At 67.9% G+C, this 24,904-nt stretch carries 17 protein-coding genes and 1 tRNA gene; 11 read left to right on the forward strand and 7 right to left on the reverse strand.

The window, feature by feature from the left end; all coding sequences use genetic code 11:
- The first annotated feature begins 18 nt into the window (after positions 1-18).
- Together EGT50_RS01405 and EGT50_RS01410 are read left to right on the forward strand one after the other, a co-directional pair.
- A complete protein-coding gene (locus EGT50_RS01405) occupies positions 19-3,333 on the forward strand; it encodes an ATP-dependent helicase (protein WP_127951337.1) in 3,315 nt (1,104 codons plus the stop codon).
- Complete coding sequence (locus EGT50_RS01410; protein ID WP_127950826.1) at positions 3,264-6,713, forward strand: ATP-dependent helicase; 3,450 nt, start codon at positions 3,264-3,266, stop codon at positions 6,711-6,713. The genes EGT50_RS01405 and EGT50_RS01410 overlap by 70 nt, the downstream gene beginning before the upstream one ends.
- Before the next feature lie 4 nt (positions 6,714-6,717).
- On the opposite strand, the gene EGT50_RS01415 is transcribed toward EGT50_RS01410, so the two are convergent.
- Positions 6,718-7,113, reverse strand: a complete 396-nt coding sequence (locus EGT50_RS01415; protein WP_127951338.1) for a DoxX family protein — start codon at positions 7,111-7,113, stop codon at positions 6,718-6,720.
- A gap of 182 nt (positions 7,114-7,295) precedes the next feature.
- Between EGT50_RS01415 and EGT50_RS01420 the strand changes: the two genes are divergently transcribed.
- Both EGT50_RS01420 and nudC read left to right on the forward strand, forming a co-directional pair.
- Positions 7,296-8,363 (forward strand): potassium channel family protein, encoded by a 1,068-nt coding sequence (locus EGT50_RS01420; RefSeq protein WP_127950827.1) that lies wholly within the window; start codon positions 7,296-7,298, stop codon positions 8,361-8,363.
- An 88-nt stretch (positions 8,364-8,451) separates the two neighbouring features.
- Positions 8,452-9,384 (forward strand): NAD(+) diphosphatase, encoded by a 933-nt coding sequence (nudC, locus tag EGT50_RS01425; RefSeq protein ID WP_127950828.1) that lies wholly within the window; start codon positions 8,452-8,454, stop codon positions 9,382-9,384.
- Here the strand turns inward: nudC and EGT50_RS01430 are convergent.
- Positions 9,381-9,605 carry a mycoredoxin gene (locus EGT50_RS01430; RefSeq protein ID WP_164873341.1) on the reverse strand — a complete coding sequence of 75 codons (225 nt, stop codon included), beginning with the start codon at positions 9,603-9,605 and terminating at the stop codon, positions 9,381-9,383. The genes nudC and EGT50_RS01430 overlap by 4 nt on opposite strands.
- Positions 9,606-9,756: 151 nt before the next feature.
- On the opposite strand from EGT50_RS01430, the gene EGT50_RS01435 reads away from it, so the two are divergent.
- Positions 9,757-11,919, forward strand: coding sequence for an ATP-dependent DNA helicase UvrD2 (locus EGT50_RS01435; protein WP_235870504.1), 2,163 nt, complete (start codon positions 9,757-9,759; stop codon positions 11,917-11,919).
- Positions 11,920-12,465: 546 nt separating this feature from the next.
- On the forward strand, positions 12,466-12,789 hold the full coding sequence (locus EGT50_RS01440) for a WhiB family transcriptional regulator (RefSeq protein ID WP_127951339.1): 324 nt from the start codon (positions 12,466-12,468) through the stop codon (positions 12,787-12,789).
- A 21-nt stretch (positions 12,790-12,810) separates the two neighbouring features.
- On the opposite strand, the gene EGT50_RS01445 is transcribed toward EGT50_RS01440, so the two are convergent.
- Together EGT50_RS01445 and EGT50_RS01450 are read right to left on the reverse strand one after the other, a co-directional pair.
- Positions 12,811-14,154, reverse strand: coding sequence for an ABC1 kinase family protein (locus EGT50_RS01445; RefSeq protein WP_127950831.1), 1,344 nt, complete (start codon positions 14,152-14,154; stop codon positions 12,811-12,813).
- A gap of 7 nt (positions 14,155-14,161) precedes the next feature.
- Positions 14,162-15,085 carry a hypothetical protein gene (locus EGT50_RS01450; RefSeq protein WP_235870505.1) on the reverse strand — a complete coding sequence of 308 codons (924 nt, stop codon included), beginning with the start codon at positions 15,083-15,085 and terminating at the stop codon, positions 14,162-14,164.
- A 171-nt stretch (positions 15,086-15,256) separates the two neighbouring features.
- Between EGT50_RS01450 and EGT50_RS01455 the strand changes: the two genes are divergently transcribed.
- Positions 15,257-15,859, forward strand: a complete 603-nt coding sequence (locus EGT50_RS01455) for a M48 metallopeptidase family protein (protein ID WP_235870506.1) — start codon at positions 15,257-15,259, stop codon at positions 15,857-15,859.
- On the opposite strand, the gene EGT50_RS01460 is transcribed toward EGT50_RS01455, so the two are convergent.
- The gene (locus EGT50_RS01460; protein ID WP_127950832.1) at positions 15,856-17,289 is read right to left on the reverse strand and encodes a zinc-dependent metalloprotease; all 1,434 of its coding nucleotides are present in this window, start codon (positions 17,287-17,289) and stop codon (positions 15,856-15,858) included. The two genes, EGT50_RS01455 and EGT50_RS01460, sit on opposite strands and share 4 nt — an antisense overlap.
- A 122-nt stretch (positions 17,290-17,411) precedes the next feature.
- Here EGT50_RS01460 and EGT50_RS01465 point away from each other — a divergent pair, with 122 nt between their 5' ends.
- Positions 17,412-18,449, forward strand: a complete 1,038-nt coding sequence (locus EGT50_RS01465) for a YlbL family protein (protein ID WP_206615701.1) — start codon at positions 17,412-17,414, stop codon at positions 18,447-18,449.
- Positions 18,450-18,476: 27 nt separating this feature from the next.
- Here EGT50_RS01465 and EGT50_RS01470 read toward each other — a convergent pair whose 3' ends face one another.
- The gene (locus EGT50_RS01470; protein ID WP_235870555.1) at positions 18,477-19,067 is read right to left on the reverse strand and encodes a PPA1309 family protein; all 591 of its coding nucleotides are present in this window, start codon (positions 19,065-19,067) and stop codon (positions 18,477-18,479) included.
- Positions 19,068-19,287: 220 nt separating this feature from the next.
- Here EGT50_RS01470 and EGT50_RS01475 point away from each other — a divergent pair, with 220 nt between their 5' ends.
- The gene (locus EGT50_RS01475; protein ID WP_127950833.1) at positions 19,288-22,200 is read left to right on the forward strand and encodes a UPF0182 family protein; all 2,913 of its coding nucleotides are present in this window, start codon (positions 19,288-19,290) and stop codon (positions 22,198-22,200) included.
- A gap of 190 nt (positions 22,201-22,390) precedes the next feature.
- A tRNA-Met gene (locus EGT50_RS01480) sits at positions 22,391-22,464 on the forward strand.
- A gap of 99 nt (positions 22,465-22,563) precedes the next feature.
- Here the strand turns inward: EGT50_RS01480 and EGT50_RS01485 are convergent.
- Positions 22,564-24,207 carry an acyl-CoA synthetase gene (locus EGT50_RS01485; protein WP_127950834.1) on the reverse strand — a complete coding sequence of 548 codons (1,644 nt, stop codon included), beginning with the start codon at positions 24,205-24,207 and terminating at the stop codon, positions 22,564-22,566.
- Between the two features lie 125 nt (positions 24,208-24,332).
- On the opposite strand from EGT50_RS01485, the gene EGT50_RS01490 reads away from it, so the two are divergent.
- Positions 24,333-24,869, forward strand: coding sequence for a hypothetical protein (locus EGT50_RS01490; RefSeq protein WP_127950835.1), 537 nt, complete (start codon positions 24,333-24,335; stop codon positions 24,867-24,869).
- Positions 24,870-24,904 lie beyond the last annotated feature (35 nt).

Consider the following 24,904-nt stretch of genomic DNA (forward strand, 5'->3'; position numbering starts at 1 on the left):
TCTGGTGAGATCCTCCGCATGACCGAATGGGGCGCATCCACCAGGCTGGCGGCTCCCTCCGCGCGGCTTGTGGGCCGATCTGTCACGGAGCCGGCGGTGCGGACGTGGGCACCCGGGCCGGCACGTGTGCTGACGAGCGCCGCACCTGGTCGTGGCTGGCATCCATGGCAGATCCTCGGCGAACCCGGCACCGGCAAGACGTCGCTGATCGTCGACGCCGCGGTGGCCCGGATCGCGGCCGGCGTAGACCCGGAGTCGGTGCTGGTGTTGACGCAGTCGCGACGCGCGGCCACCGCCATTCGCGAGCGAATCACCGCCGGTCTGCTGGCGGGGGAGGCGTCCTCGGCGGACACGCGTCCCCGCGCAACGCGGGAACCGCTCGTGCGTACGGTGCACTCGTACGCGTTCGCGGTGCTGCGTCTGCAGGCCGCCGCCCACGGCAATCCGCCACCTCGCCTGATCACAGGTTCCGAACAGGATGCGGTACTGCGCGAACTGCTGCTCGGTGACATCGAGGACGGTGCCGAGGACTGGCCCGAGCGGCTGCGGCCGGCTCTGGGGATGACCGGGTTCGCCGTCGAGTTGCGCAACCTCATGCTGCGTGCGAACGAGCGCGGGCTGGGGCCGGAGGACCTGATCGAACTCGGACGCACGCACGAGCGGCCCGAATGGGTCGCCGCAGGCCGCTTCGCAGAGGCCTACGAACAGGGAATGCTGCTGCGGGGGTCGGTCGGGGTGGAGGCGCCCGAAGCCAGCGCGCCGGCTCTCGACGCCGCCGAGCTGATCAGCGCCGCGCTCACCGCGTTTGCGACCGACCCCGACCTGTTGCAGCGCGAACGACTGCGAGTCCGGCACCTGCTCGTCGACGACGCGCAGCACTTGGACCCGCAGGCCGCCCAACTGGTGCGGCTGATCGGCACCGGCACCGACATGACCGCCATCGCCGGCGATCCGGACCAGTCGATCTTCGCCTTCCGGGGCGCCGATCCGGAATTCCTCACCGAGTTGGCCGGCCGGGACGACCCGGCGCAGGTGGTTCTCGACACGAATTTCCGGTCAGCCCCCGACGTGGCGACTGTCGCGGCGAAGGTGGCCGCGAAGGGGCTGCCCGGCAACCCGCCGCATCGCGGGATGAGTGTGCCCGTTGAGGGCGAATCGACGGGTCGCGTCGCTGTGCGGGTTCTGACCACGCCCGCCAAGGAAGCGGCCCTCATCGCCGACACCCTGCGGCGTGCGCACCTGATCGACGGTGTGCCGTGGCCGCAGATGGCAATCATCGCGCGCTCGGTGCCACGTGCGCTGCCGCCGCTGCGGCGGGCGCTGCTCGCTGCGGGGGTACCCATCACGACCGCAGCCAGCGAACTGCCACTCGCGAAGCAGCACGGCGTCGCGGGTCTGTTGGCGGTGCTTCGGGCGCTGTCGGGCAGCGAGTTCAGTGGCGAGGATGCGCTCGCGCTGCTTTCCGGGCCGATCGGTGGCGCTGAGCCCGTGAGTCTGCGACGGCTGCGGCGTGGCCTGCGGCGGGTCGAACTCGCGTCGGGTAGCGACCGGGACTCGGCGGAACTGCTGCGGGCCATCGTCGTCGACGGTCCCGACGGCGAGGGTGTCGCACACCTGCTGCCCGGTCTCACCGATGTCGAATCAGCCTCTCTGCGAAGGGTTCTGAGGGTGCTCCGGCGTGCGCGAGTGCCGCTGGACCGGGGCCGGGGTATTGAAGAAGTGCTGTGGGCGGCCTGGCAGGCGACCGGGCTCGAACGCCGCTGGGCTGCGGCGTCGGCCTACGGCGGGCCGATCGGAGCTCAGGCCGATCGTGACCTCGACGCCGTCGTCGCGCTGTTCGATGAGGCCGCCGACTATGTCGACCGGTTGCCCCGCGCCCAGCTGTCGGGGTTCGTGGACTACCTGGTGGGACAGCAGATACCCGGCACGGCCCGCGCCCGAGCGGTCGCACCCCAGGAGACTGTGACGATCCTGAGCGCCCACTCCGCGGCAGGCCGGCAGTGGCAGGTGGTCGCGGTTGCCGGTGTGCAGGAAGGGCTGTGGCCGCGCCTCGGCGCGCGGGGAACCCTACTCGGCACCGAGGCGCTGATCGATCTGACCGGCGGCGTGGGGCGGGGCCACCAGACTCTGTCCCGGACCGCACCCCTGCTCGCCGAGGAGCGCCGCTTGTTCCTGGTCGCGTGCAGCCGGGCCCGGTCACAGCTGCTCGTGACCGCGGTCGATTCCGCGAGCGGCGACGACGAGTTGGTGCGCTCCCGGTTCGTCGACGACCTGTTGGGTGGCGAGCAGGACACCGAAGACGCCGTCGTTGTCGCCCCGGCGCCTGAGGAGAACCCTCGGGTGCTGGCGCTGCCCGCGTTGGTCGCCGAACTGCGCAGCGTCGTGTGCGACCCCGACGTCGCCGCGACCGACCCGGAACGCCAGCGTCGGGCCGCACACCAGTTGGCGCGACTCGCGGACGCCGGGGTCCGCGGGGCCCACCCGGATCAGTGGTACGGGACCGCCACGCCGAGTTCGGATTCGGCGCTGTGGGATCCGGAGGACGGGCCGGTTCCGCTGTCGCCGTCGATGATCGAGCTCATCAACAACTGCCCGCTGCGCTGGATGCTCGAGCGGCACGGCGGCAGCGACGGAGACAACACTCACGCGATCGCGGGGACGCTCGTCCACACACTGGTGCAGGCCCTCGCCGGGCGCATCCCACCGGATCGGGTCGATCATGCGCTCGAGACGGCCTGGGAGTCTGTGGATCTCGGCTCGGGGTGGTACTCGCGGCGCGAACTCGAACGTACCCGCGGCATGCTCGCCACGTTCACGAACTGGTTGCGCGGGACTCGGTCTGAACTCACCGAGGTCGGCGTCGAGGTGACGGTGGACGGCGTTCTCGAACCACGCGTGGAGGGAGATCCGAAGGTACGCATCCGCGGCCGTATCGACCGCCTCGAGCGCGACGCCGAGGGCCGTCCGGTGATTATCGACGTCAAGACCGCGAAGAACGCCTTGACGAAGGATCAAGCGGAACTGCACCCGCAGCTGGCCGCCTACCAGGTGGCGGTGGCGCGGGGGCTGATCGAGGGAGAGCCCGCGTCGGACCCGGGCGGCGCGCGTCTGGTGTTCGTCGCGAAGCCGCACAACAAGGAGGGCGCGACACAGCGTGTCCAGCTCGCGCTCGACGGCGAGGGACTCGCTCTGTGGGAGAATGCGATCCACGAGGCGGGGGCGGCGACGCGGGGGCCGACCTTCGCGGCCCGGATCAACGACGGATGCAAACACTGCCCGGTGCTCTCGAGCTGCCCGGCGCACGACGAAGGACGGCAGGTGACGTCGGAGTGAGTACGCCCGTTGGCCGACAGACTCCACACCGGGTCGGTGCCGCGGAACTCGCCGAGGCACTGGGCCAGTTCCCGCCGACGGCCGAACAGACCGCGGTGATCGAGGCCCCCTTCGGTCCCACGCTCGTCGTCGCCGGTGCGGGTGCGGGCAAGACCGAGACGATGGCCGCTCGCGTGGTGTGGCTGGTCGCCAATGGCCTCGTGGATCCCGAACAGGTCCTCGGCCTGACGTTCACCCGCAAGGCCGCCCAGCAGCTCACGCGCCGGATCCGGCAGCGGCTCACCACGCTGGCAGGTTCGTCGCTGGTTGGAGACCTCGACCCCGGCGGCGGGCTACGGTCCCGGATCCTCGGCAGCGAACCCGAGGTCAGCACCTACCACTCGTATGCCGGACGGTTGTTGTCCGAGCACGGCCTGCTGTTGCCGATCGAGCCGTCCGCGACGCTGTTGTCGGAGACCGAACTGTGGCAGCTCGCGCACCGCGTGGTGAGCGCGTGGGACGGCGACCTCGACACCGACCGCAGCCCGGCGTCGATCACCGAGTCGGTGCTCGCACTGTCGGCGCAGCTGGCCGAGCACCTCGTCGAGCCCGACGATCTGCGCGAGGCGCACACGGAACTCGCGAAGCTCATCCACGCGCTGCCGGCGGGACCGAGGCAGCGTGGCGGTCCGTCGAAGGCGCTGCTCGGATTGCTCGATGTGCAGCAGCACAGGCTCGACCTGCTGCCGCTGGTGCACCGGCTCGCGGACACGCTTCGCCGTGAGGGAGCGCTCGACTTCGGCGGCCAGATGTCGCTCGCGGCGAGGGTTGCGTCCGAGCACCCGGAGGTCGCCCGCAGCGAACGCCAGCGGTTTCGGGTTGTGCTGCTCGACGAGTACCAGGACACCGGGCACGCACAACGTGTGCTGCTGTCGTCGTTGTTCGGTGGCGGCGAGGACGCCGGACTCGCGCTGACCGCCGTCGGCGACCCGATGCAGTCGATCTACGGCTGGCGCGGCGCGTCGGCGGCCAACCTGCCGCGGTTCGCCACCGATTTCCCGCTCGCCGACGGCACCCCGGCCCCGAAGCTCGAACTGCTCACCAGCTGGCGGAACCCACCGGAGGCCCTCGAGCTGGCGAACCTGGTGTCGGATCCGCTACGGGACCGCGGCGTCGAGGTCAGCACGTTGCGGGCCCGGCCGGCCGCGGTGCCGGGGGACGTGCGCTTGGCGCTGCTCGACACGGCCCCGAGCGAGCGTTCGTGGGTGGCCGACCGCGTCGCCGAGCAGTACGAGGCGGCACGGTCGGACGGCCGAAAGCCGCCCACCGCAGCTGTTCTCGTGCGACGCAACGTCGATTCCGCGCCCATGGCGGAGGAGTTGCGGGCGCGCGGACTGGCGGTGGAGGTCGTCGGGCTCGGCGGCCTGCTGCACACGCCCGAGGTCGCCGACGTCGTCGCGATGCTGCGCCTGATCGCCGATCCGATGGCCGGCAGCGCCGCGGTGCGGGTCCTGGCCGGTGCTCGCTGGCAGATCGGGGCCGCGGATCTGCGTGCGCTCTTCAGGCGAACCGGCGAACTCGGAATCCGGTCGGGCTACGGCACGTCGGGTGCGGTTACCGACCCGGCGATGCTCGGCGAAGCACTCGACAGCGCCCTGCCGGGGGAGCAGTCCGAGCAGGCGGGTCTGGCCGACGCGCTCGCCGACCCGGGCCCGGCCCAACGCTATTCGGAGTCCGGGTACGAGCGGATCCGGGCCCTTGCCGCCGAACTGGCGTCACTGCGCGAGCGTCTCGGGCAGCCGCTGACCGAACTGGTGGCCGAAGTCGAGCGCGTGATCGGCATCGGCGTCGAGGCGCAGGCCCGCAAACGACAGTCCGAGGTGGGTGGAGCCGGGCGCGAACATCTCGACGCGTTCGCCGACGTCGTCTCCGGATACGCGAACCGCTCCTCGGCGACCTTGACCGGCCTGCTGTCGTTCCTCGCGGCCGCCGAGCACATCGAGAACGGCCTGACCCCCGGCGAGGTGGAGGTCGCTCGAGACCGGGTCCAGGTGTTGACGGTGCACTCGGCGAAGGGCCTCGAGTGGGAGGTCGTGGCGGTGCCTCATCTCACCGAGGGAGTGTTCCCGTCCAGGCAGACGTCCGCGACATGGCTGGGTTCGGTGGCCGAACTGCCACCGACGCTGCGCGGCGACCGGGTCCTCGAGGGCGAATCCGCGGACGGAGTCCCGGTTCTCGACCTCGAAAACGTCTACCACCGAAAGGATCTCGAGAACGAGATCGAGGCACATAAGAAGGCGTTGGCCAACCGTCGGTTGGACGAGGATCGGCGCCTGTTCTACGTCGCGCTGACGCGAACCGAAAGGGCCCTGTTCGTCTCCGGCCACCACTGGAGCGAGTCGGGGCCCGAACCCAAGGGCCCGTCACCATTCCTGGTCGAACTACACGAGCTGATCTGTGCGTCGACGGATGAACCGCTGGGGGTGATCGACGTGTGGGCGCCCACCCCTGCGGATGGCAGCGAGAACCCGTTGACCGCTACGCCGCGGGAGGCCCTGTGGCCGTCTGACCCGCTCGGGCGCCGCCGGCCAGATGTCGAGCGCGGCGCGCAACTCGTGCGCGATGCGCTGAAGGCACTCGCCCCGCCGGACGAACCCGAAGAGCCGCAGGACGATCCGGACAATTGGGCCGCCGACGTGGATGCGCTGCTGGCCGAACGCAGCGCGAGGGTAACGGCCACCAGAGAGGTCGAGGTGCCGGCGCAGATGTCGGTGAGTCAGCTGGTCGATCTCGCCGCGGACCCGGACGCGTTGGCGGCACGGTTGCGGAGACCACTGCCGTTCCCACCGAACCCGTTGGCACGGCGCGGAACCGCATTCCACGCGTGGGTGGAACAACGGTTCGGGGCGACGAGGCTGCTCGACTTCGACGAGCTGCCCGGCGCCGCCGACACCGGAGTCGGCACCGAGACCGAGCTCGCGCTGCTGCAGGACGCATTCCTGAGGTCACCGTGGGCAGACCGCAACCCCGTCGAGGTGGAGGTGCCGTTCGAGACCTCCGTGGGCGGCACGGTGCTGCGCGGCCGGATCGACGCGGTGTTCGCCGACCCGGACGGTGGCTGGACCGTCATCGACTGGAAGACCGGCGCCGAGCCCTCGGCCGCGAACGAGCGGGCCGTGGTCCTGCAGCTCGCGGCCTACCGGCTGGCGTGGGCCGAGCTGATGGCAGCGAGGCGGGCGCGGGCCACCGGTGGCCCTGTCGAACTGCCGCTGAACCAAGTGCGCGCGGCGTTCCATTACGTGCGCACGGGACGGACCATCGCTCCGGCCGATCTGCCCGACGCCGAGCAGTTGGCCCTGTTGATCCGAGATGCCGGCTCGGGCACCGGTTCGCAGGCCTGACTGGTCAGGGCGCGTTGCGCCGCGCCTTCAAGGCCTGCGTCACGAGCGGGATCTGGAGCGGGAGGCGGGCCACGATGAGAGCCTTCGCGGACGACGAGACGCGGCCCGAACGGAGCCAGTCGACCGTCATCTGGATGTTTGCCGGGAAGACCGCGACGAACAGCGCCGCGGCGAGTCCGGCGCCGAGCCGGCGTGTACGGGGGACTGCGAGGGCTGTCGCGGTGGCTAGTTCGGCGGCACCTGAGGCGTATGTGTAGGTGCGCGCGCTCCCCGGCAGCGCACGCGGCACAATGGCATCGAAGAACTGAGGACGGACAAAGTGCATGATCCCGGCACCGGCCAGCAGCGCGGCCAATCGCAGCGCTGGGGCCTGGCTCGAGCGATTCGACGATGGCAGCATCACCCCATCGTGCCCGAACGTGATGTTTCCGGCCACCAGCGGATCCCGGTCTCGTCGGGCCGTATTCGCCGATGGCGTTCCGCGAACACCGGACACGCGGCTAGGCTGCGATCCGGTGTGTGACGATCCGGGGCGCAACGATCCAAGATGCGCGACGCCGAGAAGGAGATAAGGACGAGTGAATGGCCGGTAGCTTGAGAGCGCGGTTCCGAAGCACGGAGATGCTGACGGATCGGCCGGACTTCGCTCTCGTCAGCATCCTTCGGGTTCCGGAGTTGCAGACGAGCCCGGCCTTGGCGATCGTTCGCCGAGTTTCGTACGCGCTGGCGGCGTTGGCGCTTGCCGTGCTGGTCGTCTACATCGACCGCGACGGCTACAGGGATGCGCAGGATCCCGAGCTGACGCTGCTGGACTGCATCTACTACGCGACCGTTTCGCTGTCGACCACTGGCTACGGCGACATCATCCCGGTCACCCCTGAAGCGCGACTGATCAACGTGCTGGTCATCACGCCGCTTCGGATCTTCTTCCTCATCGTCCTGGTCGGAACGACCCTCTCGGCGCTGACCGAGAGCTCACGCCAGGCATTCAAGATTCAGCGCTGGAGGCATCGCGTGCGTAACCACACCGTCGTCGTCGGATTCGGCACGAAGGGCCGCACCGCCATCGACGCCATGCTCGGTGACGGAATCCTGCCCTCGGACATCGTCGTGGTGGACACCGATCAGGCGGTGCTCGACGCCGCCGCGAGTCTTGGCCTCGTCACCGTGCACGGCTCCGCCACCAAGTCGGACGTATTGCGTCTGGCCGGCGTGCAGAACGCCGCGTCGATCATCGTTGCCGCAAACCGTGACGACACCGCCGTCCTGGTGACGCTCACCGCGCGCGAACTCGCGCCCAACGCCAAGATTGTCGCGGCCATCCGCGAGACCGACAACGCGCACCTGCTGCGCCAGTCCGGTGCCGACTCCGTCGTCGTTTCGTCGGAAACCGCGGGTCGACTGCTCGGAATCGCGCGGACCACGCCGAGCGTCGTGGAGATGGTCGAGGACCTGCTCACCCCTGAGGCGGGGTTCGCCATCGCCGAGCGTGGGGTCGAGCCGGAGGAAGTCGGCGGCTCACCACGACATCTGTCGGACATCGTCCTCGGAGTGGTGCGCGACGGCCGCCTGCTACGCGTCGGATCGCCTGAGGTCGACGCGATCGAGGCCGACGACCTTCTGCTGTACATCCGGCGCGTCGCCGTCTGACCGACCGCTGTCCCGGAGTAGGCAGGCTCGCGTCGGCGTGCCTACGTATGGTCGTTCGCGCGGGGGTACCCGCAGTAGGGTCGTTCGCGTGTCCGACTTCACCGCACCCGGTTTCACCCTCGCCGAGACACCGCTGCTGTCCCGTGCCGCCATCGACCGCGCCGAGCAACTGCGGTCGGACATGGATGCCTTGCGCGCTGGGTGGGCGGACGCGTTGCTGCTGCGGGTCAACCACCGCGGCCAGGTTCGGATCGCGGACGGCGGCCTGGTCTTCGAAGCAGCCGTGTCATTGGGTGCGGAACCCGCGCTGGACGCGGTGTTCCTGGGCCTGCTCGATAGCCGGCACGTGTGGGCGGTGCGGGTTCCGGCGCTCACCGGTGAACTGGGGGACCTGCGCATGATCGGCCATCGGTTGGACGAATCCGGCGTTGGTCTGCTGACAACGGCGGTGGCGCTGTTGAACTGGCACGACCGCGCCGGGTTCAGTGCGATCGACGGCGCTGCGACCCGGCCGACGATGTCCGGGTGGTCGCGGATCAGTACGAGCACCGGACACGAGGAGTTCCCACGTACCGACCCGGCGGTGATCTGTCTGGTGCACGACGGCGCCGACCGGGTCCTGCTGGCCCGTCAGCCGGTGTGGCCGCCGCACATGTTCTCGGTGCTGGCCGGATTCGTCGAGGCGGGGGAGTCCCTCGAGACGTGCGTTGTGCGGGAGATCAAGGAGGAGGTCGGGCTCGACGTATGGGACGTCCGGTACCTGGGCAGCCAGCCGTGGCCGTTTCCGCGGTCGGTGATGCTCGGGTTTGCGGCAGTCGGCGATCCCGCCGCCGCGTTGACGTTTGCGGACGGCGAGATCGCCGAGGCCCACTGGTTCACCCGCGATCAGGTTCGTGCGGCGCTCGACGCCGGCGACTGGGCGTCGTCGGACGCCGAACTGCGGCTGCCTGGTTCGATTTCGATCGCGCGGGTGATGGTCGAATCCTGGGTGAAAACGGGTTACGGAAGGCCGAGCGACTAGAGCCCCAGCGCCGTCTTGACCTGAAGGAGCGTCGGGTTGGTAGCGGTGCTGCCGTCCGCGTACTTGACCGTCGGGACGACGTGGTTGCCGCCGTTGACGCTGCCGACGAATTCGGCGGATGTCGGATCCTGCTCGATGTCGACCTCGACGTACGAGATGTCATTCTCGTCGAGTTGCTTCTTGAGGCGACGGCAGTAGCCGCACCAGGTGGTCGAGTACATGGTCAGGGCAGGAGCTTGGATAGTCACGGCGGCAATAACACCACGACCGGTCTCGAGTGTTCCCACCTGCGCCCTCCTGGGTGCACATCACATCGGCCGCGGTGCGACGGGCGGCACGGGGATGTCGGTGCGCTCTGAGAGGATGGGCAGCATGCCAGCGGACGCCACCCCGGAGAACCAAGCGACCCGGCTCGACGGGGGATTGGATCCGCAACAGAAGGCGGCGGTACTCGCCCCGCGCGGCCCGGTTTGTGTGCTCGCCGGCGCCGGGACCGGCAAGACCCGGACCATCACGCGCCGTATCGCGCATCTCGTCGCGAACGGTCACGTCTCGGCGGGTCAGGTTCTCGCGGTCACGTTCACGGCCCGCGCCGCCGGGGAGATGCGCGGCCGGCTTCGTGCCCTTGGCATCGGGGGCGGCGGCCCGCAGGTGCAGGCCCGCACGTTTCACGCCGCGGCATTGCGGCAGCTGAAGTACTTCTGGCCGCAAGTGGTCGGTGACACTCAATGGCGTCTGCTCGACCGTAAGTTCGCGCTCGTCGGACAGGCAGCGAACCGGGTGGGCCTGCCGACAACCACCGAGAGCATCCGCGACCTCGCTGGCGAGATCGAGTGGGCCAAGAGCTCGCTCGTCGCGCCCGAGGACTACCCGGCCACCGCGGCGCGGGCTCGCCGGGATGTCCCGGCCGACGCCGAGAAGGTTGCCGCCGTCTACGACGGCTACCAGGCACTCAAGACCAGCGATCCCGACGGCATCCTGCTGGACTTCGACGACCTGCTGCTGCACACCGCGATCGCGCTCGAGGACAATGCCGCGGTCGCCGAGGAGTTCCGTGACCGCTACCGCTGCTTTGTCGTAGACGAGTACCAGGACGTCACCCCGCTGCAGCAACGCGTGCTGAACGCGTGGATCGGCGATCGCGACGATCTGACCGTCGTCGGTGACGCCAACCAGACCATCTACTCGTTCACCGGCGCCACGCCGAGGTATCTGCTGGACTTCTCACGCCGGTTCCCGGACGCGACCGTCGTCCGGCTCGAGCGGGACTACCGGTCCTCTCCTGAGGTCGTGTCGCTGGCCAACCGGGTGATCGGCGCCGCCCGCGGGCGCATCGCCGGGACGCGGCTGCAGCTGGTCGGGCAGCGACCGTCCGGACCCGAGCCGACGTTCGCCGAGTACGACGACGAGCCTGCCGAGGCCGGAGCCGTCGCCAAGCAGATCAGCAAGCTCATCGGCCAGGGAGTCGAGCCGTCCGAGATCGCGGTGCTGTACCGGATCAACGCACAGTCGGAGGTCCATGAGCAGGCACTGACCCAGGCCGGCATCCCCTACCAGGTGCGCGGCGGCGAGGGCTTCTTCACCCGCCAAGAGGTGCGCCAGGCCGTCACCGCGCTCCGACAGGTCGCGGGCCGCGACGACCTGCCCGACGGCGCCGACACCGGCGAGGCCTTGGTGACACTGGTGCGTGCGGCGCTGGTCCCGCTGGGGCTGACTGAGACCGAGCCCGCCGGTGTGCAGGCCCGCGAACGGTGGAATTCGCTCACTGCGCTGATCGCGCTCACCGAGGAACTGCTCTCCCACGACCCACTCCTGACCCTGAACGGGCTGCTGGGTGAACTGGCCGCACGATCCGAGGCGCGGCATCCACCGGTCGTGCAGGGTGTCACGCTTGCCTCGCTGCATGCCGCGAAGGGCCTCGAGTGGGACGCGGTGTTCCTCGTCGGAGTCACCGAGGGCACGCTGCCGATCGCGCACGTCCTCGGCGACTCCAACTCGTCCGGTGACGAGGCGGGGATCGAGGAGGAACGCCGCCTGTTCTATGTCGGGGTGACGCGTGCCCGCGAGCACCTGGCCTTGTCCTGGGCGCTCGCCCGTACCGAGGGCGGGCGTAAGACGCGGCGCCGGTCGCGATTCTTGAACGGCCTGATCCCTGACGACTCACCGGCGTCACGGATCGCCAAGCCCGCCCGTTCCAAACGGCAGCCTCCGCGATGCCGAGTGTGTGGGAAGCAACTGATGGGGGCGACGGCGACCATGCTCGGTCGGTGCGAGCAGTGCCCGTCGAATCTCGACGTCGAGTTGTTCGAGGCGCTCAAACAGTGGCGCCGGGAGCGGTCCCGCGAGATGAAGGTGCCCGCCTACGTTGTGTTCAGCGACAACACTCTGACCGCCATCGCCGAGCAGCAACCGCAGGACGAACGGGCACTCGTCGCGATCCCCGGTATCGGCGCGAAGAAGCTCGAACAGTACGGCGCCGATGTCCTGGCGGTGGTGCGCGGCGAGCGCGTTGCGCAGACTCTGGATCTGACCTGACCGGCGACCGTCGACAAAACCGCAGGTCAAAAATAACTTGTGCGGTCTGTTTGGGTCCCATACTCTAGACCGCACGCCACGGGGAAGCTCGTGTGCGGTGACATGTCCAATACGCGGATACCCGCGCGCTACTCGGCGCCGGTGCTTCGCGACGACGCGAAAGGGAGGTGGCAACGATGAACGGCTGGAACGCAACAGCAGCACGTGTATCGGTGCCCGCATGCGCATACCTCCCGGCGACCGAAACGGTCGCCGCGTCAATTGCGGCGACAACACCGCACGTAAGCCGTCTGCGCGCTGCAGACCAGACGGCAGCCGCATCCGTGGCCCGGAGCAGACACCGAACCACCGTTCGGTAGACACTCCACCTGTCCCCTCGAGGCCACGGATCGCAGCAGCGAACCGTGGCCTTCGTGTTTCGAGCCCCATTGCTCCAGGCACTCGACCGCGGTTCGCCCCGAACCTCGAACCCGGCACGAACCATGAGCCAACCGCTCGAAACGACAAGGAGAAGACGTGTCTACCGTGACATGCCGAGTACGCAACATGAACCATGCCGTCACCGACGGACTGGGAGTCGTCCGCTCGGCACGCCGGGAACTGCCCTGCCGGGCCGGAGACAACCCCGACCTGTGGTTTGCTGACACCCCAGCGGATCTCGAACGCGCCAAGGAACTGTGCGGGGCATGCCCGATCCGCAGTCGATGCCTGACCGCGGCGCTCGATCGGGCAGAGCCGTGGGGAGTGTGGGGTGGCGAGATCTTCGACCAGGGTGTCGTGATCGCCCGCAAGCGGCCACGCGGCCGGCCACGAAAGAGCCCAGCGCCTGCTGTGAGCGCGGGGAAGGAAAAAACCTGGGTGTGCGCCTAGCGTGCCATTCGATGATTGGCCCTACGCGCCGTCGAGGCCCTCGAGTCCGGTGTCGTCTTCGGCAAATCCCGGAAGCCACTGGGTGAGGATCTTCATGTACGGCGCGTAGGCGTCGAGTTGTGCGCAGATGCCGACCGACCCGAGCAGCACACGGAAGATCATCAGGTACTCGGGGGGCAGGCTGAGGGCACGGGCCGTCCGAAAGCGTGCGCTCGAGAAGTCGGTTGCGGTGCCCGCGGCCTTCTGCAGCCACGCGCGTGTGAAGTGGAATGACTCGGTGCGGATCGGATCCGTGAACGGACGCAGGTAGTCGGCGATCTCCTGATCGGTGACAGTTCGGCCCGGAAGGACGAAACCGTTGTCCCGCAACAACTCCGTGAGCTCGTCGTAGCGCTCCTCGAGGTTCAACCGCACCATGCGGCCCAGTACCGCAGGCAGCCCGTTCGGCATGGGGGCGGTTGCCCCGAAGTCGATGATGCCGAGGCGGCCGTTGTCGTCCAGCATGAAGTTGCCGGGGTGCGGATCGCAGTGCAGCAGCCCGGCGCGGGCGGGAGAGACGAAGTGGAACTCCGCGAGCAACGCGCCCGCGGTGTTGCGTTGTTCGATGGAGCCTCTGGTGATGATCTCGGACAGCGGCGTCGCCGTCATCCACTCGGTGACGACCACTTTGGGGGCGCTCGCCACGACTCGGGGCACGACGAACTTCGGGTCACCGGCAAAGGTCTTCGCGAAGGCGCGCTGGTTATCGGCTTCGATCCGGTAGTCCAGTTCGTCCTCGGTACGGGCGCTCAGTTCATCGAGGATGGGCTTGACGTCGGTGCCTGCCAGCGCGGAAGCGAACACTCCCGCGAACCGGGACAGCGTCTTGAGGTCTGCGCGCAGGGCCTCGTCGGCGCCGGGGTACTGGACCTTGACAGCCACCTCCCGGCCGTCCGACCACACGGCCCGATGCACCTGACCGATGCTGGCCGACGCGGTGGGGGTGTCGTCGAAGTCGGCGAACCGTTCGCGCCACCGGGTGCCCAGCTGCTGGTCGAGCACTCGGTACACCTGCTTGGCGGGCAGCGGCGGTGCCTCGGCCTGCAGTTTGGTCAGCGCCTCCCGGTACGGCTCGGCGAACTCCTCGGGAACCGCGGCTTCCATCACGCTGAGGGCCTGTCCGAGCTTCATCGCGCCGCCCTTGAGTTCGCCGAGCACGGAGAACAGCTGTTCGGCGGCCCTCGTGGTCAGCTGGGCGTCGATCACGTCGCCGTCGGCACCGGCCAGCTTCTTCCCGAAGCCCATCGCGGCCCGTCCTGCGATGCCCAGCGGGATGCTCGCGAGCTTGGCGGTGCGGGCAGTGCTTCTGCGAGGGATGTCGGACACGAGACCATCATGACGGAAGATTTGTGGGTTCGTCCAAGAACATTTTCGATCGTGAGCAGGCGCACCGAGGGTTGCGCGGCCACGGCCGGACCGCTAGACGGTGCGTGTCCAGGTCGAGCTCGAGGGTCGCGTCGAGGCTTGCGGGTGCCGGGCGGGCCACCCCGGACAGCACCTTTTCGAGCTGTCCGAGCGCGACCGCCGCGGTGGCCATGACGGCGGCCGGGCCGGCGTGGCCCACCCTGCCCAGCAACTGCGCGGCGACGTGCGGCCACTCCTCGTCCGCCGCGCACCGCGTGAGGTCGGCACATCGCAGGCAACTGGTGCGGCCGGGCAGCACCAGTGGTCCGACGACACCGCGGCCATCGCGCAGGCGAACCTGCAGGTGTGGTGTCCTAGCGGTGAACAGGGCGTCGACCAGCTGCGGGTCTGCGACGAGTTCGTCCGTGAGGACCACGCACATGCTGTTCCACCGAGTGACGTCGGTGTCGGTGGTGAAGTGGGTCGACCGCGTGACCCGTACCGGTGCTCCGGCCAGACCGTCGGCGATCGCGTCGGCGAGCGGCCCGCGACCGTGAATCCGGACGGTGCGAGACGCATCTGTGGGCGTCGGGGCCGACCGCACAAGCCCCGCCTCGTCGAGTTCACTGAGCAGCGTGGACATGTCGGTGGGGCTGATCCCGTGCTCGATGGCCCGCCAGACCGCGGTGGGGCGGGAAGTCCGGCCGTCGAGGAGTTGCAGCGCCGCCACCAACGACTCCGTGTCCACACCGGCGGGAGGTGTGAGGATCAGGGCGGTGTCCGGGTCCCAGCCGATCTGGACACGTCCGCTGGGCCGAATCAGAACGGGGCGGCGCGGATCCAATGTCGGATGGTGGACCCGTCTCGAGGTTTGCAGTGTCGCGGATCGCAGTGTCGAGGATTCTCGGGTCATGCCTCGACGATTGCACCCCGAGTCCGCCCGAACCGCCCGGCCGCCCCGCTTGTCCACAGGAATACAGGCCCTGTGACGTGCAGTTTCGGCTATGCATGGAGGTTGGTTCGCCGCTAGTCGTGCAGCCGCTCGTCGTGCAGGTGCCGAAGGGGCCCGTTAGCGTGGGTCCCCGTGACTGGCACCCGGACCTCCGACAGTGGCCGCCCCGAGGTGGAGATTCGCCGCAGCGCGCGGCGCAAGCGCACCGTCAGCGCGCGCCGCGAGGGGGACAAGGTGGTAGTGCTGATGCCAACCGGCCTGTCGAGGCAGGCGGAGACCGATCTGGTTGCGGAGATGATCGGGAAGCTCGAGCGCGCCGACCAGCGTGCCGCAGCACGCGCCGAATGCAGCGACGTCGAACTGGCGGACCGCGCCGCACGCCTCTCGGCGCGGTGGCTGGATGATGCCGCCACGCCGACGTCAGTGCGGTGGGTGCCGTCGATGCGAACGCGCTGGGCGTCGTGTACTCCGGCCGACGGCACCATCCGCGTCAGCGAGGTGCTGCGGACGGTGCCGTCATACGTCCTTGACTACGTGCTGGTCCACGAGCTCGTGCACTTGTACGTTGCCGGCGGTCACGACGAACGGTTCTGGCAGGAGGTGCGTCGCTATCCGAAGACCGAGCGGGCGATTGGCTACCTCGAGGCGTACTCCGTCGTGACACGCCAGCCGGATTTGGCCGACATGACAGCCCGCGACTGTGCGGACAGCGAAGACACAGCAACTACCGGTTAGTCGGCAGCTTCCGGCCCAGCGTCGGGGTCGTCGCCCTCGCGGTTCTTCTCCTCACGCTCACGGGCTTCGATCTGCTCGAGCTGCGCGATCGGATCGTGGAAGGTGCTCGCGTCGCCGCCGACGACCCGGTCGACGAATGCCGCCGGATTGTCCAGGTCCGAAGAGTCGGGCAGCAGGTCGGGGTGCGACCACACACCGTCTCGGGCATCGATGCCGGTATCTGTCGTGAGTCGCCGCCACAGCTGCGCGGCCTCGCGCACCTTGCGGGGGCGCAGCTCGAGGCCGACGAGGGTTGCGAAGGTCTGCTCCGCCGGTCCACCCGTCGCACGCCGGCGGCGCAGCGTCTCGGACAGAGCCGCTACGCCAGGCAGACGGTCACCGAGCGCCTCGGAAACGACGGTCTCCACCCAGCCCTCGACGAGTGCGAGCAGTGTCTCGAGCCGTTCGAGAGCCTGCTTCTGTTCTGGTGTGGTCTGCGGTTCGAACGCGCCCTGCTGCAGGATCTGCTCGATCTTGGACGGGTCGGTCAGCGCGGAGGGGTCGAGGCCCTGCGCGGCCTCCTCGATCGCGGAGAAGTCCATTCGGATGCCGCGCGCGTAGTCCTCGACGGTGGAGAGCAGGCGCTGCCGCAGCCACGGAACATGGCTGTACAGGCGCTGATAGGCGGCCTCGCGGGCCGCGATGAACACGAGCACCTCGCGGTGTGACTGCTCGAGGCCCTCGGTGAACTCTTCGATTGCGGCCGGCAGCAACGCGGCGGTGCCGGCGGGACCCAGCGGCAGTCCGATGTCGGTGGAGGTGAGTACCTCCTTAGACAGCTGGCCCAGCGCCTGGCCGAGTTGGGAACCGAACGTGAGGCCACCCATCTGGGTGAGCATCCCCGTCATCGGCCCCAGCATGCTGCGGGCCTCCTCGGGGAGCCCCTGCACCCACATGCCGGACACCTGCTGGGCGACCGGGTCGCACAGGCGCTTCCAGGTGTCGAGGGTGCCGTCGAGCCAGTCGTTCGGGGTCCAGGCGAGGGTGCGCGTCGCACCGGCCGGGAGCGTCGTCGCGCCGTCGAGCCACAGTTCTGCCAGGCGGGCAGCGTCGGTGACCGCCGAAGCGGTGCTCTCGGTGATCGGCGTTACCGAGCCGATCTGCTGCCGGGCGAGATTCTTTGCGACGTCGTAGTTGACAGGGCCGGACTGGCCACCCTGACCCATCGCGCTACCCATTCCGCTGAGCATCTGACCGAACTGGGTGAGCATCTGGCCGAGGGCCGCCGGGTCGAAGCCTCCGCCGCCCGTCCCGCCGGAACCGCCGAGACCGAAGGCGCTGGGATCGAAGCCGAATGGTTGGCCGGATGCTCCGCCCTCTTCCCGGCCCGCGTCCTTCTTACGGTCGGGGTCGTCGTCGGCGTTGGAGAAACCGAAGGGCAGATCACTCATAGTTCAACGGTACAAGGCCCAGCGTGTCATGGCCCGTTCGGTGATCACGCTGGCGGCGAACACTGCCCGGGGTGAGTGAGCGTCCGACCGGGTGCCGTCCGCGGCGCTCTATCCTTGGCCTGGTGAACCGACGAATGGTGACCCTGCTGGCAGCGTTGGCTCCGGTCGTGGCCCTGGGAGTGCTGGGAACAACGGTGAAGGTGCCGTTCGTCGCGCTCGGCCCCGGTCCGACCTTCAACACGCTCGGTGAGGTCGACGGTAAGCCGGTTGTCGATATCGAAGGAACCCAGGTCGACCCGACGAGCGGCAACCTCAACATGACGACCGTGGCGGTGCGTGACCAATTGACGTTGTTCGACGCTCTCGGATTGTGGTCGAGCGGACGCCAGGGTCTGGTACCTCGCGAGGAGGTGTATCCGCCGCAGAAGTCGAAGGACGAGGTCCAGGAGGAGAACTCGGCGCAGTTCGAGAGTTCCGAGAACAGCGCCGAACTGGCGGCGCTGCGATACCTCGATATGCCGGTGGCGCTGGAGCTGACGTCTGTGGGCCAGGATGGACCCGCGGCATCGGTACTGCGGGACGGGGACTTTCTGCTACGGGTGAACGGAACACCCGTCGACACCCTCGAGGGTCTGCTCGAGGTTGTCGGCGCGGAAGCCCCGGGCACGACCGTGCCGGTCACCTACCGCCGCGACGGCGTCGAGTCGACCGCACCGATCACTCTCGGTTCCCGAGCCGACGTCGATGGCGGACAGGACGCGGGCAAGGGCTACCTGGGAGTCACCGCCAAGGAAACGCCAGATGTGCCGTTCACGATTGCCTTCAACCTCGCCGACATCGGCGGACCCTCGGCGGGATTGATGTTCAGTCTTGCCGTTGTCGACAAACTGAGCCCTGGTGAGCTCAATGGAGGCCAATTCGTCGCGGGCACCGGCACGATCGACCCCGAGGGCAATGTAGGACCGATTGGCGGGATCCCCTACAAGATGATCGCTGCCGAGGAGGCGGGCGCGAGCACGTTCCTGGTCCCGTCGGAGAACTGCGACGAGGCACGAGCGAACCAGCCCGACGGCCTCGATTTGGTGAGGGTCGAGACGCTGAACGGCGCGATCGACGCTCTCGACGCGATGAACGCGGGTGCATCCGCACCCAGCTGCTAGCAGGCCTCCGGTCAGTCCTGCGTCTTGTCAGTCTTCAGGGGCGTCGAGAGTTGAGTACAGTGCGGCGACGACACCCGGAGCGAGGTTGTCGTACGTGCGCAGTTCCATACCTGCGAACGGGTCGTCGTTGTCAGTGGGGCGCAGCTGTAGCAACGCGATCGACGGCCCGTCCCGCAACACGGCCGCGATGAGACGGGCGTCTCGGCGCCCTGGATGGGACTGTGCGGCAGCTCGGGCCGCCTCGTCCGCGGCGTGCCGGTCCGACAGCAGCGGGGCGAGGGCGTCGTCGAGAGCGGCCTCGGCGCTCGGGGGCAGTACAACGATCTCCTGAACCAGAGCGCAGCCGACTACCTCGGGTGGCCAACTGGTGGTCGCGAGGAACTCGTCGAGAGCGGGGGAGCCGCCCTCGACGTCTTCGGGGAGCGGCCCCTGTTCGATAGGCGTCAGTTCCGCTCCATCATCGAGCTGATCGAGGAGCGACGGCTCCGCCGCGGCCACGAGTGCGGTCGGAACGATCGCGAACAGCGAAGGCGGTTGACCCCATCCGCCGGCGTCGACGAAGTCGATCACTTCGTGCACGCACCTGCGGAGGGACTCGCCGGACAGGGGGGCATTCAGGGGGCCGTCTACGGACTCATCCCCGTAGAAGTCGCCATCACTGTGGATCACATCTTTATCCTTGCACCAGGGGCTCGCGCCGGTGTTCGTCGGTCGGCGCCGCTCCTGGCCCACACCGTTACGTAGAGTGGGACGAAACGGTCACCCTCGGGTGATGCTGTACAGGGCATAGGCTGCGGCGCGATGGCGTCGCCGGATTGTTGGGAGATGGCAAGTGGGCATGCGGCCCCCCGCCGGTTTACCTTCGTTGTCGAAACGTACGCGTGCGCTGCTGGTTCTGGCGTTGATCGCTGCGGCGCTGTTGCTGGTCGGACCTCGGTTCGTCGATATCTACACCGACTGGTTGTGGTTCGGCGAGGTCGGCTTCCGAAGCGTCTTCAGCAAGGTCCTGGTCACCCGAGTGGCCTTGTTCCTGATCGTCGGACTGGTCGTCGGCGTGATCATTTGGCTGGCGCTCTTGCTGGCCTACCGGTCGCGGCCGATGTTCCTGCCGTCGCCGGGCGACAACGATCCGGTCGCGCGCTACCGCACGGCCGTGATGACGCGCCAGAAGCTGTTCGGCATCGGAATTCCGGTCGTATTCGGTATCTTCGCGGGACTCATCGGCCAGGCCAGCTGGTCGACGGTGCAGTTGTTCTTCAATCGCGACACGTTCGGGATCACCGACCCTCAGTTCGGCAAGGACATCGGCTTCTACGCCTTCCAACTGCCGTTCTATCAATTCGTTTTGAACTGGCTGTTCGTCGCGGTCGTGATCGCGTTCTTCGCGAGCCTGATCACGCACTACATTTTCGGCGGCTTGCGCCTCAGCGGTCGCCAGGGCGCACTGACCAAGTCGGCGCGCGTTCAGCTCGCAATCCTCGCGGGAACGTTCGTCCTGCTCAAGGCCGTGTCGTACTGGTTCGACCGGTACGCGCTGCTTTCCAGTGGCCGCAAGGAACCGACGTTCACCGGAGCCGGATTCACCGACATCAACGCGGTCCTGCCGGCCAAGCTGATCCTGCTGGCGATCGCCGTCATCTGTGCCATCGCCTTCTTCGCGGCGATCTTCCTCCGCGACCTGCGGATCCCTGCAATGGCGGTGGCTCTGCTGGTGTTCTCCTCGGTCCTGGTCGGTGCCGTTTGGCCGCTGATCGTCGAGCAGTTCTCGGTCAAGCCGAACGCGGCCGACAAGGAGCGCGCCTACATCGAACGCAACATCGATGCCACTCGGCAGGCCTACGGCATCACCGACGAGACCGTCGAGTACAACGACTACTCGGGCCGAACGCAAATGGAGCCCAAGGACGTACCCGCGGATGTCACGACCATCGCGAACGCCCGCCTGCTCGACCCGAACGTTCTCTCGCCGACGTTCACGGCGCAGCAGCAGCTCAAGAACTTCTATGCGTTCCCGAAGTCGCTCAACATCGACCGGTACCAGATGGACGGTGAACTGCGTGACCTCGTCGTCGCGGCGCGTGAGCTGTCGCCGTCGAGCCTGCAGGGCAACCAGACGGACTGGATCAACAGGCACACGGTGTACACGCACGGCAACGGTTTCGTCGCGGCGTACGCCAACCAAGTGACCGCGGTCACCGGTGACACGCAGAACAACACCGGTGGCTACCCGATCTACAGCGTCAGTGACCTCGAGACGCAGCCCGGGGATGAGGCGCTTGCGGTCGAGAATCCCCGCATCTACTTCGGCCCGGTGATCGCGGCGTCGGACGCCGACTACGCGATCGTGGGTGGCGAGCCGGGCAGTGCGCCGCGCGAGTACGACACCGACGCTCGCAAGTACACCTACACCGGAAGCGGCGGCGTCGGTATCGGCAACTGGGTCAACCGGTTGGCCTTCGCCGCGAGGTACACCGAGCGCAACATCCTGTTCTCGGGCGCGATCGGTGCGGATTCGAAGATCATCTACAACCGTGATCCGGCGGACCGCGTCAACAAGGTCGCTCCGTGGCTGACCACCGACAGCACGGTCTACCCGGCCGTCGTGGACGGTCGGCTGCAGTGGATCGTCGATGCGTACACCACGCTCGACAACTACCCGTACGCACAGCGGTCGTCGCTCGAAGGCCTGGTGCAGGACAGCACCAACCAGGCGACGGGGCGGATGGTGCCGCAGAAGGAAGTGTCGTACATCCGCAACTCGGTGAAGGCGACCGTCGACGCATACGACGGCACCGTCACTCTGTACCAGGTGGACGACCAGGATCCGGTGCTCAAGGCGTGGATGGGCGTGTTCCCGGACACCGTCAAACCGAAGGCCGAAGTTCCGGCCGACCTGCAGGCGCACTTCCGGTACCCGGAGGATCTGTTCAAGGTTCAGCGTGAGATGCTCGCGAAGTACCACGTGGACGATCCGGGTGAGTTCTTCAGCAACAACGCGTTCTGGTCGGTGCCGAGTGATCCGACGGTCGACACAGACAAGAACCAGCCGCCGTACTACGTTCTGTCCGGTAATCCCGACACCGCGCAGCCCCAGTTCGTGCTGACCAGTCCGATGGTGGGCTTCCAGCGAGAGTTGCTCTCGGCATACATCTCGGTGCAGTCGGATCCGGAAAACTACGGCAAGTTCTCGGTGCTGCAGTTGCCGACGACCACCCAGACTCAGGGCCCACAGCAGGCGCAGTCGGCGATGACCTCGGATCCGCGTGTGGCGAGTGAGCTGTCGCTGCTGAGGCAGTCGAACAGGGTCATCTTCGGCAACCTGCTGACCCTGCCGATCGCCGACGGCGGGATCCTGTACGTCGAACCGCTCTACACGCAGCGCAATTCGCCGAACGCGTTCCCGCAGCTGGCACGGGTCTTGGTGAGTTTCACCGACACCAACGGCATCCGGGTCGGCTATGCGCCGACGTTGGCGGAGGCGCTGGACCAGGTGTTCGGTTCCGGTACAGGCAACGCCGCGGTCGACCAGAGTCGTGAGGCAGCGACGGCTCCCACGCCGCAGAACGGCGAGGCGCAGCCGACTCCGCAACCAGCGACCCAGGCTACGGACCGGGCCGCAGCGGTCGCACAGTTGGACTCGGCTCTGTCGAATCTGCAGAACGCGCAGCAGCGGGGCGATTTCAAGGCCTACGGTGACGCGCTCGACCAGCTACAGGAAGCAGTCCAGGCGTACCAGAACGCCGGCGGCTAGGCCGATTCGCTACGAAAGCTGAAGGGATCCTCCGGTCGCGAACGACCGGAGGATCCCTTCAGCTGGATACCGACGAATGAACTGCGTCACCCCGACCTGGGAATCGCGGGTGCGTCGAGTGGAGTCGATCAAGGCCTCCCGCAGGCGATTTGCCTACAGTTCGACCGCTCGTGTAGCTTGTTTCATGCATCGCGGGGTGGAGCAGTTCGGTAGCTCGCTGGGCTCATAACCCAGAGGTCGCAGGTTCAAATCCTGTCCCCGCTACTAGAGAAGGCCCGGAAGTCCAGATGGATTTCCGGGCCTTTTGCTTTGTAGGCGTCTCAACCCCGGCGTCGGGCACGGCGCGCTGTCCCTCAACCGGATTCACTCAGGCCCGGCCTCCATCTCGACCAGAGCCCGCCGCAACAACTTGCCGGTCGCATTCCGCGGCAACTCCTCCATGAAGACGACGTCGCGCGGCACCTTGTACCGGGCAAGGTTCGCCTTCACATGGGCGCGTATCTCGTTCGCATCCGGTGTGGAAGTCGGGGCGGGGACGACGAACGCACACAGGCGGTGCCCGAATTCGTCGTCGGCAACGCCGATCACCGCGACTTCCCGGACATCAGGGCGTTCGGCAATGAGATTCTCTACCTCTAGCGGATAGACGTTCTCGCCACCGGAGATGATCATGTCGTCGTCGCGCCCGTCGACGAACAGCAGACCGTCCTTGTCGAAGTGTCCGACGTCGCCGGTGGAGAGCATTCCGTCGATACGTTCCTTGTCGCGGCCATCTGTGTAGCCCTCGAAGCTGAGGCTACTTCTGGCGAAGATGCGCCCGATGACGTCGGGTTCGGTGATCCGGTTGCCGGCGTCGTCGAACAGCGCGACGTGGCAGGTGGCTGGCGCCCTCCCCGCGGTGCCGGGGGCGCGTTCGAGATCGTCCGGGGTGGCGACCGTGACGGCGGCGACCTCGGTAGAGCCGTAGAAGTTGTGCAGCACCTTCCCGAACGCCTGCTGGGTGCGGATGCACAGATCGGGGGACAGGGCCGACCCGGCAGCGAAGATCACCTTCAGGCTGGAGGTGTCGTAGCGCGAGAGCACCTCCGGTCCGAGGTCGATGATCCGCTGCAGCATTGTCGGGACCAGGACAACGGTGTCGGCCCGGGTGTCGGCGATCCGTCGGACGGTCGTTTCGGGATCGAAGCGCCGCTGCATCACGATGGTGTTCTCGAGCGACAGACCGAGGCCGAGTTGGGAGATTCCGGTGCCATGGAATGCGGGTGCGACCATCAGCATGGTCTGTTTGGGGCGCAACGGGATTCGATCGAGGAATTGCGCGGTGACCAAAGGCGACGTGCGCCCGCGCGGAGCGCCCTTCGGGGTTCCGGTGGTTCCGCTGGTGAGCAGGATGAAGACACCGGGTCGCTCGGGCGCGGGGACCGCGTCGGTGGGGTACGCAGCGATGAGGTCGTCGAGGGTGCGGATCGGTTGCTCGGCCGGGAAAGTGCGGACGGGTTCGTCCACCCATGCCAGGAACGGAGTGACATCGGAGGGCAGGGCGTCGGCGACGTCGGCGAATTCGCTGTCGAACACGAAGTGGCGCACACCTTCCCGCTGGGCCACGTCCGCCAGCTGAGGTCGGGCGAACCCGGTGTTCATCAGCACCAGTCGCACCCCGCCCTTGGCGGCAGCGAGCATTGTGAGTACCAGGCCGCGATGGTTACGGCACATAGCGCCTACACAGGATCCGGCACCGATGCCTTCGGCCTGCCACGCCCGGACCAGGGCGTTGGACTGCTGGTCGAGGTCCCGGTAGCTCAGTTGCCCGCGTTCGTCGATCAGTGCGGTTCGCGTCTGGCCCCGTCCGGCGTGAGCGTGTACGGAACCCGCGAACGGTCCGTACTTTTCGACAGCGACGAGTAGGCGAATGCCCTCGTCTATGCGGGGAAGGGGGATCAGGCCCGAGCGTTGCATGACCCGCACCGCGCTGAGCGTGTCGGTGATGTTCCTCAGAACGTCCTGCATGGTGACTCCCCTCGGTGACGCCGGAGCCTCAGACTAGTAGTGACCTGTATCACATACTGCGAATTGGTCGATTTCGGCGGGTCGCCGGACGTACTAGGGGTTGTAGTAGGCGCTAGTCTTGCCGAGTGAATACCGGAGCCGATGCCGTCGCTCGCGCGCGCGGCATGTTCGTCGGCTCCCTCTCTGGGGCGATCAGTATCGCAGCGCACGGACTGGGCGGCGGGAAGGCCCTACAGAGCCAGGAAGCTCTCGTTCTGCTCCTTGCCGCCAGCGCGGTCGTCGGCGTCGCTGTCGCCTCTGCTTGCCGCGGGAGCAACAAGCTGCCGGTTCTCGCCGCGCTCCTGGCGTGCGGCCAGGGGGTCGGCCACCTCACACTGGTGCTGGCGTCCAATCACGCCCACGGTCTGCACCTCACCCCACAGATGCTCGCGGCACACGCGGCGGCCACAGCGGTCGGCACGGTGCTGGTGCGCGGCGCCGAGCGCTCATTGCTGAGCGTGATCGGCTCGGTCGTGCGCACCGTCGTAGCGGTACTGTCCAGCCCCCCGGTGCCCGACATCCGACGTTGGACGCCGACGGTCGTCCGCACTCTCGAACCGACGACGTCTCGCGTCGCTCGTGCTGCGGGCGGTACTCGCGGCCCTCCGGTCCTTTCCTGGTAGACGCCCGGCAACCCACGCGGATGTCCGGCGTCTGC

This window comes from Rhodococcus xishaensis, assembly GCF_004011825.1.
GTDB lineage: Bacteria > Actinomycetota > Actinomycetes > Mycobacteriales > Mycobacteriaceae > Prescottella > Prescottella xishaensis.

Bases quoted from the DNA above. Each gene is read 5' to 3' on its own strand.
- EGT50_RS01415 (WP_127951338.1), bottom strand. From the start codon at position 7,113: ATGCTGCCATCGTCGAATCGCTCGAGCCAGGCCCCAGCGCTGCGATTG.
- EGT50_RS01460 (WP_127950832.1), bottom strand. From the start codon at position 17,289: ATGAGTGATCTGCCCTTCGGTTTCTCCAACGCCGACGACGACCCCGAC.
- EGT50_RS01410 (WP_127950826.1), top strand. From the start codon at position 3,264: ATGCAAACACTGCCCGGTGCTCTCGAGCTGCCCGGCGCACGACGAAGG.
- EGT50_RS01420 (WP_127950827.1), top strand. From the start codon at position 7,296: ATGGCCGGTAGCTTGAGAGCGCGGTTCCGAAGCACGGAGATGCTGACG.
- EGT50_RS01485 (WP_127950834.1), bottom strand. From the start codon at position 24,207: ATGCAGGACGTTCTGAGGAACATCACCGACACGCTCAGCGCGGTGCGG.
- EGT50_RS01430 (WP_164873341.1), bottom strand. From the start codon at position 9,605: ATGTACTCGACCACCTGGTGCGGCTACTGCCGTCGCCTCAAGAAGCAA.
- EGT50_RS01405 (WP_127951337.1), top strand. From the start codon at position 19: ATGACCGAATGGGGCGCATCCACCAGGCTGGCGGCTCCCTCCGCGCGG.
- EGT50_RS01475 (WP_127950833.1), top strand. From the start codon at position 19,288: ATGCGGCCCCCCGCCGGTTTACCTTCGTTGTCGAAACGTACGCGTGCG.
- EGT50_RS01450 (WP_235870505.1), bottom strand. From the start codon at position 15,085: ATGACCCGAGAATCCTCGACACTGCGATCCGCGACACTGCAAACCTCG.
- EGT50_RS01440 (WP_127951339.1), top strand. From the start codon at position 12,466: ATGAACCATGCCGTCACCGACGGACTGGGAGTCGTCCGCTCGGCACGC.
- EGT50_RS01435 (WP_235870504.1), top strand. From the start codon at position 9,757: ATGCCAGCGGACGCCACCCCGGAGAACCAAGCGACCCGGCTCGACGGG.